This window comes from Neobacillus sp. BP17 (assembly GCF_059579525.1).
Genome location: NZ_CM184198.1, coordinates 4604264 through 4618323, shown reverse-complemented (window position 1 = coordinate 4618323; position 14060 = coordinate 4604264). Strand labels below are relative to the sequence as shown.

Sequence of the window (14060 nt, the reverse complement as noted above, 5' to 3'; positions counted from 1 at the left end):
AGTGCAATTCTCTCAAATTATTCGTTCTTTGAAAACTAGATAATCGTAATGAAGAAGCAAAGTAAACATCGAGTCATCGCCATTTTAGTTTTCTCTCTTATGAATTTAAGAGAATAACCTTTTAGGTTAAGTTAGAAAGGGCGCACGGTGAATGCCTTGGCACTAGGAGCCGATGAAGGACGGGACTAACACCGATATGCTTCGGGGAGCTGTAAGTAAGCTTTGATCCGGAGATTTCCGAATGGGGGAACCCACTGTTCGTAATGGAACAGTATCTTTACCTGAATACATAGGGTATGGAAGGCATACCCGGGGAACTGAAACATCTAAGTACCCGGAGGAAGAGAAAGCAAACGCGATTCCCTGAGTAGCGGCGAGCGAAACGGGACATAGCCCAAACCAAGAGGCTGGCCTCTTGGGGTTGTAGGACACTCAACATGGAGTTACAAAGGAACGGGGTAGATGAAGCGGCCTGGAAAGGTCCGTCAAAGAAGGTAAAAACCCTGTAGTCGAAACTTCGTTCCCTCCTGAGTGGATCCTGAGTACGGCCGGACACGTGAAATCCGGTCGGAAGCAGGGAGGACCATCTCCCAAGGCTAAATACTCCCTAGTGACCGATAGTGAACCAGTACCGTGAGGGAAAGGTGAAAAGCACCCCGGAAGGGGAGTGAAATAGTTCCTGAAACCGTGTGCCTACAAGTAGTCAGAGCCCGTTCATGGGTGATGGCGTGCCTTTTGTAGAATGAACCGGCGAGTTACGATCCCATGCAAGGTTAAGTTGAAGAGACGGAGCCGCAGCGAAAGCGAGTCTGAATAGGGCGAATTGAGTATGTGGTCGTAGACCCGAAACCAGGTGATCTACCCATGTCCAGGGTGAAGTCCAGGTAACACTGGATGGAGGCCCGAACCCACGCACGTTGAAAAGTGCGGGGATGAGGTGTGGGTAGCGGAGAAATTCCAATCGAACTTGGAGATAGCTGGTTCTCTCCGAAATAGCTTTAGGGCTAGCCTCACGTAGTAAGAGTCTTGGAGGTAGAGCACTGTTTGGACTAGGGGCCCTCATCGGGTTACCGAATTCAGACAAACTCCGAATGCCAAAGACTTATCCGTGGGAGTCAGACTGCGAGTGATAAGATCCGTAGTCAAAAGGGAAACAGCCCAGACCACCAGCTAAGGTCCCAAAGTATACGTTAAGTGGAAAAGGATGTGGAGTTGCTTAGACAACCAGGATGTTGGCTTAGAAGCAGCCACCATTTAAAGAGTGCGTAATAGCTCACTGGTCGAGTGACTCTGCGCCGAAAATGTACCGGGGCTAAACGTATCACCGAAGCTGTGGATTGACATCTACGATGTCAGTGGTAGGAGAGCGTTCTAAGGGCGTTGAAGCTAGACTGTAAGGACTGGTGGAGCGCTTAGAAGTGAGAATGCCGGTATGAGTAGCGAAAGATGAGTGAGAATCTCATCCACCGAATGCCTAAGGTTTCCTGAGGAAGGCTCGTCCGCTCAGGGTTAGTCGGGACCTAAGCCGAGGCCGAAAGGCGTAGGCGATGGATAACAGGTTGATATTCCTGTACCACCTCTTTATCGTTTGAGCAATGGGGGGACGCAGGAGGATAGGGTAAGCGCGCTGTTGGATATGCGCGTCTAAGCAGTTAGGCTGAGAGGTAGGCAAATCCGCCTCTCGCAAAGGCTGAGCTGTGACAGCGAGGGAAATTTAGTACCGAAGTTCCTGATTCCACACTGCCAAGAAAAGCCTCTAGCGAGATAAAAGGTGCCCGTACCGCAAACCGACACAGGTAGGCGAGGAGAGAATCCTAAGGTGAGCGAGAGAACTCTCGTTAAGGAACTCGGCAAAATGACCCCGTAACTTCGGGAGAAGGGGTGCTTTTTGAGGTGAATAGCCTCGAAGAGCCGCAGTGAATAGGCCCAGGCGACTGTTTAGCAAAAACACAGGTCTCTGCGAAGCCGCAAGGCGAAGTATAGGGGCTGACGCCTGCCCGGTGCTGGAAGGTTAAGAGGAGGGGTTAGCTGCTAAGCGAAGCTCTGAATCGAAGCCCCAGTAAACGGCGGCCGTAACTATAACGGTCCTAAGGTAGCGAAATTCCTTGTCGGGTAAGTTCCGACCCGCACGAAAGGCGTAACGATCTGGGCACTGTCTCAACGAGAGACTCGGTGAAATTATAGTACCTGTGAAGATGCAGGTTACCCGCGACAGGACGGAAAGACCCCGTGGAGCTTTACTGTAGCCTGATATTGAATTTTGGTACAGCTTGTACAGGATAGGTAGGAGCCTGAGAAGCCGGAGCGCTAGCTTCGGTGGAGGCGTCGGTGGGATACTACCCTGGCTGTATTGAAATTCTAACCCGCACCCCTGATCGGGGTGGGAGACAGTGTCAGGTGGGCAGTTTGACTGGGGCGGTCGCCTCCTAAAAAGTAACGGAGGCGCCCAAAGGTTCCCTCAGAATGGTTGGAAATCATTCGCAGAGTGTAAAGGCACAAGGGAGCTTGACTGCGAGACCTACAAGTCGAGCAGGGACGAAAGTCGGGCTTAGTGATCCGGTGGTTCCGCATGGAAGGGCCATCGCTCAACGGATAAAAGCTACCCCGGGGATAACAGGCTTATCTCCCCCAAGAGTCCACATCGACGGGGAGGTTTGGCACCTCGATGTCGGCTCATCGCATCCTGGGGCTGTAGTCGGTCCCAAGGGTTGGGCTGTTCGCCCATTAAAGCGGTACGCGAGCTGGGTTCAGAACGTCGTGAGACAGTTCGGTCCCTATCCGTCGTGGGCGCAGGAAATTTGAGAGGAGCTGTCCTTAGTACGAGAGGACCGGGATGGACGCACCGCTGGTGTACCAGTTGTTCTGCCAAGAGCATCGCTGGGTAGCTATGTGCGGACGGGATAAGTGCTGAAAGCATCTAAGCATGAAGCCCCCCTCAAGATGAGATTTCCCATAGCGCAAGCTAGTAAGAACCCTGAAAGATGATCAGGTTGATAGGTCAGAGGTGGAAGCGTGGTAACATGTGGAGCTGACTGATACTAATCGTTCGAGGACTTAACCAATTTTAAGGTGATCTCTGAGTTTACAATCTTCTTCTGCATTATCTAGTTTTGAGGGAATGAAAAAAATTAATTTTCCTCTTGAAAAATATGAAAAAGACATTATAATAAAATAGTGTCGAATATATGGTCTGGCAATTATGGCGAGAAGGTCACACCCGTTCCCATACCGAACACGGAAGTTAAGCTTCTCAGCGCCGATGGTAGTTGGGACACGCGTCCCTGTGAGAGTAGGACGTTGCCAGGCTGTAAAAATGGAGGATTAGCTCAGCTGGGAGAGCATCTGCCTTACAAGCAGAGGGTCGGCGGTTCGATCCCGTCATCCTCCACCATATTTTCTTTAATACTTTTCCATACTATTTGCCGGGGTAGCTCAATTGGTAGAGCAACTGACTTGTAATCAGTAGGTTGGGGGTTCAAGTCCTCTCGCCGGCACCATTTGTATGAGCCATTAGCTCAGTTGGTAGAGCATCTGACTTTTAATCAGAGGGTCGAAGGTTCGAGTCCTTCATGGCTCACCATTTAAATGAATATGCGGGTGTGGCGGAATTGGCAGACGCACCAGACTTAGGATCTGGCGCCGCAAGGCGTGGGGGTTCGACTCCCTTCACCCGCACCAAGTTTTTTTACGAAGTAAAATAAACAAAGTTGTTTGCAATAGCAAAATAACTTCCCTTGATATGCGGAAGTAGTTCAGTGGTAGAACACCACCTTGCCAAGGTGGGGGTCGCGGGTTCGAATCCCGTCTTCCGCTCTCTACTAATGCCGGGGTGGCGGAACTGGCAGACGCACAGGACTTAAAATCCTGCGGTAGGTGACTACCGTACCGGTTCGATTCCGGTCCTCGGCACCATTTAAGTTAATTAAATTCATATGCGCCCTTAGCTCAGCTGGATAGAGTGTTTGACTACGAATCAAAAGGTCGGGAGTTCGAATCTCTCAGGGCGCACTTTTACGGGAAGTAGCTCAGCTTGGTAGAGCACTTGGTTTGGGACCAAGGGGTCGCAGGTTCGAATCCTGTCTTCCCGACCATGCTTCTTATAATCAATGGGGTCTTAGCTCAGCTGGGAGAGCGCCTGCTTTGCACGCAGGAGGTCAGGGGTTCGATCCCCCTAGACTCCACCAATAATTTTACATGATAGTATGGCGGTGTAGCTCAGCTGGCTAGAGCGTACGGTTCATACCCGTAAGGTCGGGGGTTCGATCCCCTCCGCCGCTACCAAATATTATCTAAACTTGGACCTTTAGCTCAGCTGGTTAGAGCAGACGGCTCATAACCGTCCGGTCGTAGGTTCGAGTCCTACAAGGTCCACCATTAGTTTTATATTTAATTTGGAGGAATACCCAAGTTTGGCTGAAGGGATCGGTCTTGAAAACCGACAGGCGGGTCATACCGCGCGGGGGTTCGAATCCCTCTTCCTCCTCCATAAATATTATAACTTATTTCTATTGTCGCGGGGTGGAGCACGTTCGAATATGCTTCTTCGAATCATCCTCAGCGCAACGATTGAGCTGCTTCTCGAATAAGCTTTCTGAAATCGAGGCGGTTAGAAACAAGATATGGAGCATGCTCCAAAATTAATAATTTCTATTGTCGCGGGGTGGAGCAGTCTGGTAGCTCGTCGGGCTCATAACCCGAAGGTCGCAGGTTCAAATCCTGTCCCCGCAATTGGTCTGGTAGTTCAGTTGGTTAGAATGCCTGCCTGTCACGCAGGAGGTCGCGGGTTCGAGTCCCGTCCAGACCGCCATATGTTGGCTCAGTAGCTCAGTCGGTAGAGCAAAGGACTGAAAATCCTTGTGTCGGCGGTTCGATTCCGTCCTGAGCCACCATTTTTGTTTTAAAACAATATTATTATGGCGATTGTGGCGAAGTGGTTAACGCATCGGATTGTGGTTCCGACATTCGTGGGTTCGATTCCCATCAGTCGCCCCATAATAAATTATTATATGCGGGTGTAGTTTAGTGGTAAAACCTCAGCCTTCCAAGCTGATGTTGTGAGTTCGATTCTCATCACCCGCTCCAATATGGGCCTATAGCTCAGCTGGTTAGAGCGCACGCCTGATAAGCGTGAGGTCGATGGTTCGAGTCCATTTAGGCCCACCATATATTGTTCCGCAGTAGCTCAGTGGTAGAGCTATCGGCTGTTAACCGATCGGTCGTAGGTTCGAGTCCTACCTGCGGAGCCAAACGGGGAAGTACTCAAGTGGCTGAAGAGGCGCCCCTGCTAAGGGTGTAGGTCGGGTAACCGGCGCGAGGGTTCAAATCCCTCCTTCTCCGCCATATCTTATGGCCCCTTGGTCAAGCGGTTAAGACACCTCCCTTTCACGGAGGTAACACGGGTTCGAGTCCCGTAGGGGTCATACGAAAAGACTGATAACAATTAAGTTATCAGTCTTTTTTTGTGTGTAAAATTCTTTTAAAAGATAGCTAAACTAATTTAATCTCTAGGCTGCAAGCTTAAAGTGATTGACGACTGTAAGGGTGGACCAAGGCCGCTTTAGGTAGCCAATCAAGTCGATTGACGCCCAAATGGAGAAAAGGCCATTTTATGCAGTCTATAATTGTTATTGTCAACTCTAATAGGAAAAAAGCAGTAAAATGTTTACCACAATTCAATCATCCTTAAAGAGAACCCGTGAAATAATCTCTCCATATTATATTTTCCCTTTTGAAAATTCTCATCTAATTCTTGTATCTTCTAACCAAATTTACCCAAATACGAGTCCCATATACTAACATATCTTACTACTCTAAAATTATATCAAAATAATAATTTCGATTCTAATTTCCAAAAAATACGTTGATAACGCTTACATCTATGCGATTTAGACATATTTTGAATTAAAATTAAAATAACTTTTTGTGAAAAAAATTAAAAAAATTTTTATAATATTTTGGCGATTAATGATAGATATATTGTGGAATGATGTCGAAATGTGAGGAATGTTGTGTTTTGATAGGAAAATATATCGATTATTGTCAGAAAAGATAAAAAAGTATTATGAGAAATATTGATTAAATACACTTATAATTGGACTTTGAAATACATATTTTCATTGAGGATGAGGAGAGCCATGACAGTGAATACGTTTTTTCCGACTGACTATCAGTTGCATTTATTTCATGAAGGAAATTATTTTCAAAGTCATCAGCTTTTTGGCGCTCATATCTTTAAGAATTCCGATAAAATTTATACACGATTTTGCGTATGGGCCCCTAATGCTTCTGCAGTTAGGCTAACGGGGGATTTTAATAACTGGAATGGTAAAGGGTATGAATTGCAAAGGGTTAACGATGAAGGAGTATGGATTCTAATTGTAAACAGGGATCTAACCGGAAAGATTTATAAGTATGAAATATTCTCACAAACAGGTGAGAAGTTGCTTAAATCAGATCCATTTGCTTTTTATTCTGAATTAAGACCCAATACAGCTTCGATTGTTTATTCATTAGAAAATTATAAATGGCATGACAATCAATGGATGACTCGAAGAGGAAAAAAGCCCCTTCTTTCAGAGCCGGCCGTGATTTATGAAGTGCATCTAGGGTCTTGGAAAAAGAAAGAAAATGGGGAGTATCTAACCTATTTAGAACTGGCAGCAGAACTAATTCCATATGTATTGGAACATGGTTTTACCCATATTGAGATATTACCGCTTGTTGAGCACCCGTTGGACGCCTCGTGGGGCTATCAAGGAATTGGTTATTTCTCGGTAACGTCCAGATATGGGACACCGGATGAATTTAGAGAATTTGTTGATCAAATGCATCAACATGGGATTGGAGTCATTCTTGATTGGGTTCCTGGTCATTATTGCAAGGATGCGCATGGACTTTACCGTTTTGATGGGAGGCACATTTATTCCTATTCAACCGAAAGTGATCGAGAAAATGCTGTATGGGGAACAGCAAACTTTGACCTTGGAAAAGGTGAGGTACAAAGTTTCCTGATCTCCAATGCACTATTTTGGATTGATTATTTCCATATTGATGGTTTTCGAATGGATGCAGTAGCAAATATCATATACTGGCCAAACGCCGCGAATGAAAGACGAGAGAATCCATTTGGCATTAACTTTTTGAAAAAATTAAATACTCAAGTCCATGAACATGATCCCAATTTTGTAATGATAGGGGAGGACTCAACCGAATATCCAAATGTGACAGCCCCAGTTAGTTACGGTGGACTTGGCTTTGATTATAAATGGAATATGGGCTGGATGAATGACATGTTGGAGTACATGGAAACACCACCGTTTCTTCGGTCACATGTTCACTCTAAGGTAACGTTTTCATTTTTATATGCCTTTTTAGAAAACTTTATGCTTCCGTTTTCACACGATGAAGTGGTTCATGGAAAAAAGTCATTATTAGATAAGATGCCAGGAGATTATTGGGAAAAATTTGCACAGTTAAGGCTTTTGTTAGGTTACATGTTTGCTCATCCAGGAAAAAAACTTCTGTTTATGGGCTTTGAATTAGGACAGTTTGCTGAATGGAAAGATAAAGAGCAGCTTGATTGGAACTTATTGGACTATGAAATGCATCAAAAATTAAATGCCTATGTTAAGTTCCTAACAAAAGTTTATAAACGATCTAAGGCCCTCTATGAACTTGATTGTTTGCAAGAAGGATTCCAATGGATCGATGCAAATAACAATGAACAATCTATCTTTTCATTTATAAGAAAAGGGAAAAAGGAAGATGAAACTTTAGTTGTTATTTGTAATTTCACAGGCGTTAGTTATCCTGTCTATACAATCGGTGTTCCTAAAAGTGGTGAATACCGCGAAATTTTCAATAGTAATCATGAAGAATACGGCGGGGCTGGATTAGTTAATAAAAAGACAATCATAGCTGCAGATGAGCCATACCATGGCCAGCCGCATTCAATTAATATAGCAATTCCTGCGTTTGGATTTCAAATCATCAGACCGGTTAAAAAGCGAAAGGAGAGAAAAGGTAATGGCAAAGAAAAAGTGCGTAGCCATGTTATTAGCAGGAGGAAAAGGGAGCAGACTTAACTCATTAACAAAGGATCTCGCAAAACCTGCAGTTCCGTTTGGAGGAAAGTATCGGATTATTGATTTTCCATTAAGTAATTGTGCCAATTCTAATATTGATACAGTTGGGGTGTTAACACAATATCAACCATTATTATTAAATTCCTATATTGGAATTGGAAGTGCTTGGGATCTTGATCGAAAGGATGGCGGGGTAACTGTTTTACCACCATATGCTGAATCATCAGAAGTAAAATGGTATACGGGTACGGCCAGTGCCATTTATCAAAACCTTAATTACCTCAAACAATACCAGCCTGAATATGTTCTCATTCTATCAGGTGACCATATTTACAAAATGAACTATGAGAGTATGCTGGAGTACCATATTGAAAAAAGAGCAGATGTAACAATTTCCTTAATAGAAGTTCCATGGAACGAAGCCAGCCGTTTTGGGATCATGGATACGGATGAGGATTTAAGAATTGTCGATTTTGAAGAAAAGCCGGACAATCCGAAGAATAATCTTGCTTCAATGGGCATTTATATTTTTAGCTGGAATATACTTAAAGAATATTTAGAAATGGACGAACGAAATCCTGATTCCAGTCATGATTTTGGTAAAGATGTAATCCCGATGCTTTTAGAGGAAAATAAGAAATTATTTGCTTATCCGTTTAAAGGATATTGGAAAGATGTCGGTACAGTTAAAAGCCTTTGGGAAGCTAACATGGACTTGCTAAGTGAAGATTGTGATTTAGATTTATTTGATCACGATTGGAGAATTTATTCAGTCAATCCAAACCAGCCGCCGCAATATATTTCTTCCGATGCAATTGTAAAAGAATCACTTATTAATGAAGGGTGTACGATTGAGGGGGAAGTTGATAACTCTGTTCTCTTTCAGGGGGTGACGGTCGGAAAAGGAACGATTATTAAAGAGTCTGTTATCATGCCTGATGCAATCATTGGCAGTAATTGTTTGATTGAGAAAGCGATTGTTCAAGAAGATGTAAAGGTTCCAGATGGAACCGTTATTCGCTCTTTTGATGATGAGATTATTTTGGTTACTAATGAAATGTTAAGCGGGCTATACCCTGCTTTTTAATAAAATTCAGGAGGGACTTTGATTGAAAAGAAAGCTTTTAGGTGTAATTGACGCCACAACATATCATGACGATTTAGAGGATTTATTAACGCATCGCTCACTCGCTGCCCTGCCATTTGCGGGACGTTACCGGATTATTGATTTTGTACTGTCGAATATGGTGAATTCAGGTATTCGTAGTGTAGCTATATTTCCAAAAATGCAGTACCGTTCGCTAATGGATCATTTGGGCTCAGGTAAGAACTGGGATTTAAACAGAAAACGGGATGGTCTTTTCTTTTTCCCTTCACCAATTGTTGATTTTGACGGAAACAAAATCGGCTCGTTTGAAAATTTTGCAGCGAATTTAGACTATTTTTATCGCAGTACACAAGAGTACGCCATCATTTCTAATTGTTATACCGTGTTCAACATGAACTTTAGACCAATTCTAGATTGGCATAGTCGTTCTGGCTGTGACATCACGGAAATCCATCATAAAGATGGAGGTTCAATGGAAATGTACTTAATTAAAACATCCCTGCTAATTAAGTTAATTGAAACACGAAATGAAACAGGGTATACATGTATGAAGGACGTGGTTAATGACCTTCAGAATCTTTACTCTGTTTGTCACTATGAATATGACGGTTATGCCGTGATGATAGATTCAATTGAAAACTATTTTTCTACTAGTATGAATTTATTGCAGTCTGAGGTATGGCAACAGTTATTTCCAAAAGATCAGCCAATCTTTACTAAAGTTAAGGATGAACCACCAACGAAGCATGTTAAGGGGTCTGAAGTAAAAAATTCAATGATTGCCAATGGCTGTGTAATCAATGGTTTGGTAGAAAATAGTATTATTTCTCGAGGAGTAAAGATTGGCAAAGGTGCAGTTATTAAGAACTGCATCATCATGCAGAAGTGCCAAATTGAAGAGAACTGTTATCTTGATTCCGTAATTTTAGACAAAGACGTTAAAGTAGAGGCCGGAACTCATTTGTCCGGCACAATGCAATCACCATTTGTAATTCGTAAAGGGACCAAACAAGGAGCGTTGATGAACTCGTGAAAGTATTATTTGCAGTTTCGGAATGTGGACCATTTGCAAAATCGGGAGGATTGGCCGATGTTGCAGGTTCCCTTCCAAAAGAATTAAAGAGCTTGGGAACTGATGTTAGAGTCATTCTGCCAAAGTATGGAACCATTGCAGATGAATTTAAGAGTGAAATGAAACAGGTGAAAGAGTTCACCGTTTCTGTAGGTTGGAGAAATCAATATTGTGGTATAGAGGAGCTTACCTATCAAGGAGTTACCTTCTATTTCGTTGATAATGAGTATTATTTCAAACGGGAAGGTTTATATGGATATTTCGATGATGGGGAAAGATTTGCTTATTTTAATCGAGCAATTTTAGAAGCAATAGAGGAACTTAATTTTTATCCCGATGTTCTGCATTGCCATGATTGGCATACTGCAATGATTCCATACCTTTTACGGACAGAATATAATAAACGAAAAGGATACGGTCACATTCGAACGGTGTTTACCATTCATAACCTGCAATTCCAAGGGATATTTCCGAGGGAGGTATTAGGAGATTTGTTAGGAATGGATTATAATTCCTTCCATTCCGGTCACTTAGAGTTTTTCGGAAATATTAATTATATGAAGGGTGCACTTGTTGCAGCGGACAAAATTACGACCGTTAGCCCAACCTATAAAGAGGAAATTCAAACTCCCGCCTATGGTGAAAAATTAGATGGATTATTAAGAGCAAGAAAAGAGGACTTGATCGGGATTCTAAACGGAATTGATGAAGATTTTTATAATCCTGCAAACGATCCATTAATTTATCAAACCTATACGGTTAATCTTCATCAGAAAAAGGCAGTAAATAAAAGTGAGATTCAAAATCACTTTGGTTTGCCACAGTCGTCACGTACACCTTTGTTAGTGATGATTACAAGACTCACAAAGCAAAAAGGCCTTGATTTAGTTAAGTGTGTTCTTCGTGAAATTTTGCAGGAGGACCTTCAGGTAATTGTATTGGGTACAGGGGATTATGAATATGAAGAACATCTAAGACAAGCGGCTCGGATTTATCCCGAAAAGTTAAGAGTTCATACTGGATTTAATGAAGGGCTGGCCCATAAACTTTATGCAGCAGCGGATTTGTTTTTAATGCCGTCGCAATTCGAACCTTGCGGGCTTGGACAATTGATTGCAATGAAATATGGTGCTATCCCGATTGTTAGGGAAACAGGCGGTTTAAATGATACAATAAACTCTTGGAACGAATTTACAGGAAAAGGAAACGGATTTTCCTTCTCGAATTTTAATGCCCACGATATGCTCTATACGATTAAACGCGCTCTAAATGTTTACCATGATTCAAAATCGTGGAGCTCCATTGTAAAACAAGCAATGGAAATGGATTATAGCTGGGCACAGTCAGCATATAGCTATAATCAATTATATTCTGAGATCGTTGCAAGGAGTGAAACACATGTTTTCTAGTACGGTCGAATTTAAAGAAACCTTTCTAAAAAGGATTGAGATGGTATGTGGAAAGAGTTTCTCAGATAGCTCAGCCAGAGACCATTATCAAACCCTTGGGACCATGATAAGTGAATTTGTTAGTGGTGATTGGATAACTACAAACGAAAAACATCTGGCTTCCAAGGGAAAGCAGGTTTATTATCTCTCCATTGAATATTTATTGGGGAAATTACTTAGACAAAATCTGATCAATCTCGGTGTGGAAGAAACCGTGCAGGTTGGATTGAAGGAATTAGGTATAGATTTAGGTGAGTTAGAGGAATTTGAGGCAGATGCAGGCTTAGGAAATGGCGGCTTAGGAAGATTAGCCGCCTGTTTTCTAGACTCATTAGCTTCACTAAGTCTACCTGGCCATGGTCATGGAATTCGTTATAAACATGGTTTATTTGAACAAAAGATTGTTGATGGGTATCAAGTTGAATTACCGGAACAATGGCTAAAGAATGGGAATGTATGGGAAATACGCAAAACCGATAGTTCTATTAAAATTCCCTTTTGGGGGAAGGTAGAGGCGAAGATGGAAAACGGCCGGCTTGTTTTTCATCATCTAAATGCAGAAACGGTTACGGCCGTGCCTCACGATATGCCTGTTATTGGGTATCAGTCAAAAACAATTAATACATTAAGACTCTGGAATGCCGAACCATCCCAATTTTCCTTACATAAGGATATCTTAAAATATAAGCGGGAAACGGAAATGATCTCTGAGTTCCTATATCCTGATGATACCCATGATGAAGGAAAGATTTTACGTTTGAAACAACAATACTTTTTAGTATCCGCCAGTATCCAATCTATTTTAAAGAGTTATCGGAAGCAACACAGCAGTTTGAACCTACTTCATGAACACATCTGTATTCATATCAACGATACCCACCCTGTTTTAGCTATTCCAGAACTAATGAGAATTCTGCTTGATGAAGAAGGATATGATTGGGAACAGGCATGGGATATTACCAAACAAACAATTTCCTACACGAATCATACGACATTGTCTGAGGCTTTAGAGAAGTGGCCGATACATATTTTCCAACCGCTGCTGCCAAGGATTTATATGATTGTAGAAGAAATCAATGAAAGGTTTTGCCATGAGTTATGGGAACAATCTCCAGGGGACTGGGACCGGATTAAGGGACTCGCCATTATTGCAGACAATTATGTGAAAATGGCTCATTTAGCCATTGTCGGAAGTTTTAGTGTTAATGGTGTGGCACAGCTGCATACCGAAATTTTAAAGAAACGTGAGATGAATCAATTTTATCAATTGTTTCCTGAGAAATTTAACAATAAAACAAATGGAATTGCTTATCGGCGCTGGCTGTTAAAAGCAAATCCAAAATTATCTTCATTCATTACAGAATCCATCGGTTCCGACTGGACCTATCAAGCAACAGAACTTTCCCAACTGCTTAAATATGAAAATGATTCCTCGTTCTTGGATCAACTCTTAAAAATAAAAAATGAAAACAAACAAACACTTGCGAAAGTTATTCTTGAAAAGACGGGAACTACGGTGGATACTGGTGCTATTTTTGATGTACAAGTAAAGCGTCTGCATGCTTATAAACGGCAGCTTTTAAATGTTTTACATATCATGCATCTGTATAACCGACTCAAGGAAGATTCAAGCTACCCTGTTGTCCCTAGAGTATTTATTTTTGGTGCCAAAGCATCGCCAGGCTATTATTATGCCAAGAAGATCATCAAATTAATAAATTCTGTAGCGGAAAAGGTAAACAATGACCCTGTAATTGGCGATAAAATGAAAGTGATCTTTTTGGAAAACTATCGAGTGTCACTTGCGGAAAAAATCTTTCCTGCAGCAGATGTCAGTGAACAAATCTCTACGGCTAGTAAAGAAGCTTCTGGAACAGGAAATATGAAATTTATGATTAATGGTGCATTAACGGTAGGTACTTTAGATGGTGCCAATATCGAAATTCGTGAATTGGTGGGTAATGACAATATCTTCACGTTTGGATTAACGGCTGATGAGGTTCTACACTACTACCAGTTCGGCGGTTATCAATCCGATGAATATTACCACCATGATAGTCGGATTCGCCAAGCAGTAGATCAACTAGTTAATGGATTTTTCCCTGGGGCCTATAATGAATTTGAACCGATATTTGATTCGCTCCTTCAGGAAAATGATCAATATTTTGTCTTAAAGGATTTTGCATCCTATGCGGACATACAACGTTCAATTGGTGAAACATTTACTAATCGATTACGTTGGCAGCAAATGAGCTTAAGAAATATCGCCCAAGCTGGTTACTTCTCAAGCGATCGTACCATTAAGGAATACGCAGATGATATATGGGGGATTAAGCCTCTGCATTAAA

5 protein-coding genes, 21 tRNA genes and 2 rRNA genes are annotated in these 14060 nt (G+C 42.3%); all 28 read left to right on the top strand.

The features are described from left to right. Positions 1 to 124 precede the first annotated feature (124 nt). The 28 genes from AC4QJR_RS22660 to AC4QJR_RS22525 all read left to right on the top strand — a co-directional run bounded on the left by AC4QJR_RS22660 (position 125) and on the right by AC4QJR_RS22525 (position 14059). Positions 125 to 3062: ribosomal RNA gene (locus tag AC4QJR_RS22660) — 23S ribosomal RNA — on the top strand. A gap of 127 nt (positions 3063 to 3189) precedes the next feature. Beyond that, a 5S ribosomal RNA gene (rrf, locus tag AC4QJR_RS22655) occupies positions 3190 to 3306 on the top strand. A gap of 9 nt (positions 3307 to 3315) precedes the next feature. Beyond that, a tRNA-Val gene (locus AC4QJR_RS22650) sits at positions 3316 to 3391 on the top strand. A gap of 30 nt (positions 3392 to 3421) precedes the next feature. Beyond that, positions 3422 to 3497: transfer RNA gene (locus AC4QJR_RS22645), tRNA-Thr, on the top strand. Between the two features lie 7 nt (positions 3498 to 3504). Further along, positions 3505 to 3580 (top strand) — tRNA-Lys (locus AC4QJR_RS22640). A 13-nt stretch (positions 3581 to 3593) separates the two neighbouring features. After that, positions 3594 to 3678 (top strand) — tRNA-Leu (locus AC4QJR_RS22635). 63 nt (positions 3679 to 3741) lie between these two features. Then, a tRNA-Gly gene (locus AC4QJR_RS22630) sits at positions 3742 to 3813 on the top strand. Between the two features lie 10 nt (positions 3814 to 3823). Further along, positions 3824 to 3912 (top strand) — tRNA-Leu (locus tag AC4QJR_RS22625). Between the two features lie 22 nt (positions 3913 to 3934). After that, a tRNA-Arg gene (locus AC4QJR_RS22620) sits at positions 3935 to 4008 on the top strand. A gap of 6 nt (positions 4009 to 4014) precedes the next feature. Beyond that, positions 4015 to 4091: transfer RNA gene (locus AC4QJR_RS22615), tRNA-Pro, on the top strand. Positions 4092 to 4108: 17 nt separating this feature from the next. Then, a tRNA-Ala gene (locus AC4QJR_RS22610) sits at positions 4109 to 4184 on the top strand. Between the two features lie 20 nt (positions 4185 to 4204). Continuing rightward, positions 4205 to 4281, top strand: a tRNA-Met gene (locus tag AC4QJR_RS22605). 16 nt (positions 4282 to 4297) lie between these two features. Next, positions 4298 to 4374 (top strand) — tRNA-Ile (locus tag AC4QJR_RS22600). Positions 4375 to 4393: 19 nt separating this feature from the next. Beyond that, a tRNA-Ser gene (locus AC4QJR_RS22595) sits at positions 4394 to 4486 on the top strand. A 168-nt stretch (positions 4487 to 4654) separates the two neighbouring features. Next, positions 4655 to 4728 (top strand) — tRNA-Met (locus AC4QJR_RS22590). A gap of 2 nt (positions 4729 to 4730) precedes the next feature. Further along, positions 4731 to 4807, top strand: a tRNA-Asp gene (locus tag AC4QJR_RS22585). A gap of 6 nt (positions 4808 to 4813) precedes the next feature. After that, positions 4814 to 4889: transfer RNA gene (locus AC4QJR_RS22580), tRNA-Phe, on the top strand. A gap of 27 nt (positions 4890 to 4916) precedes the next feature. Further along, positions 4917 to 4992 (top strand) — tRNA-His (locus tag AC4QJR_RS22575). Between the two features lie 16 nt (positions 4993 to 5008). Next, positions 5009 to 5082 (top strand) — tRNA-Gly (locus tag AC4QJR_RS22570). Positions 5083 to 5086: 4 nt separating this feature from the next. Continuing rightward, positions 5087 to 5163 (top strand) — tRNA-Ile (locus tag AC4QJR_RS22565). Between the two features lie 8 nt (positions 5164 to 5171). Then, positions 5172 to 5246 (top strand) — tRNA-Asn (locus AC4QJR_RS22560). Between the two features lie 3 nt (positions 5247 to 5249). Then, a tRNA-Ser gene (locus AC4QJR_RS22555) sits at positions 5250 to 5340 on the top strand. Positions 5341 to 5348: 8 nt separating this feature from the next. After that, positions 5349 to 5420, top strand: a tRNA-Glu gene (locus AC4QJR_RS22550). 714 nt (positions 5421 to 6134) lie between these two features. Then, positions 6135 to 8084 (top strand): 1,4-alpha-glucan branching protein GlgB, encoded by a 1950-nt coding sequence (glgB, locus tag AC4QJR_RS22545; protein WP_496524243.1) that lies wholly within the window; start codon positions 6135 to 6137, stop codon positions 8082 to 8084. Beyond that, positions 8026 to 9171, top strand: a complete 1146-nt coding sequence (locus AC4QJR_RS22540; RefSeq protein WP_251460091.1) for a glucose-1-phosphate adenylyltransferase — start codon at positions 8026 to 8028, stop codon at positions 9169 to 9171. The genes glgB and AC4QJR_RS22540 overlap by 59 nt, the downstream gene beginning before the upstream one ends. Before the next feature lie 22 nt (positions 9172 to 9193). Beyond that, positions 9194 to 10225, top strand: a complete 1032-nt coding sequence (locus tag AC4QJR_RS22535; protein WP_496524242.1) for a GlgC family sugar phosphate nucleotidyltransferase — start codon at positions 9194 to 9196, stop codon at positions 10223 to 10225. Then, positions 10222 to 11673 (top strand): glycogen synthase GlgA, encoded by a 1452-nt coding sequence (glgA, locus tag AC4QJR_RS22530; RefSeq protein WP_496524241.1) that lies wholly within the window; start codon positions 10222 to 10224, stop codon positions 11671 to 11673. Before AC4QJR_RS22535 ends, glgA begins: the two co-directional genes overlap by 4 nt. Continuing rightward, the gene (locus AC4QJR_RS22525) at positions 11663 to 14059 is read left to right on the top strand and encodes a glycogen/starch/alpha-glucan phosphorylase (protein WP_496524240.1); all 2397 of its coding nucleotides are present in this window, start codon (positions 11663 to 11665) and stop codon (positions 14057 to 14059) included. Before glgA ends, AC4QJR_RS22525 begins: the two co-directional genes overlap by 11 nt. The last annotated feature ends 1 nt before the right edge of the window (position 14060 follow it).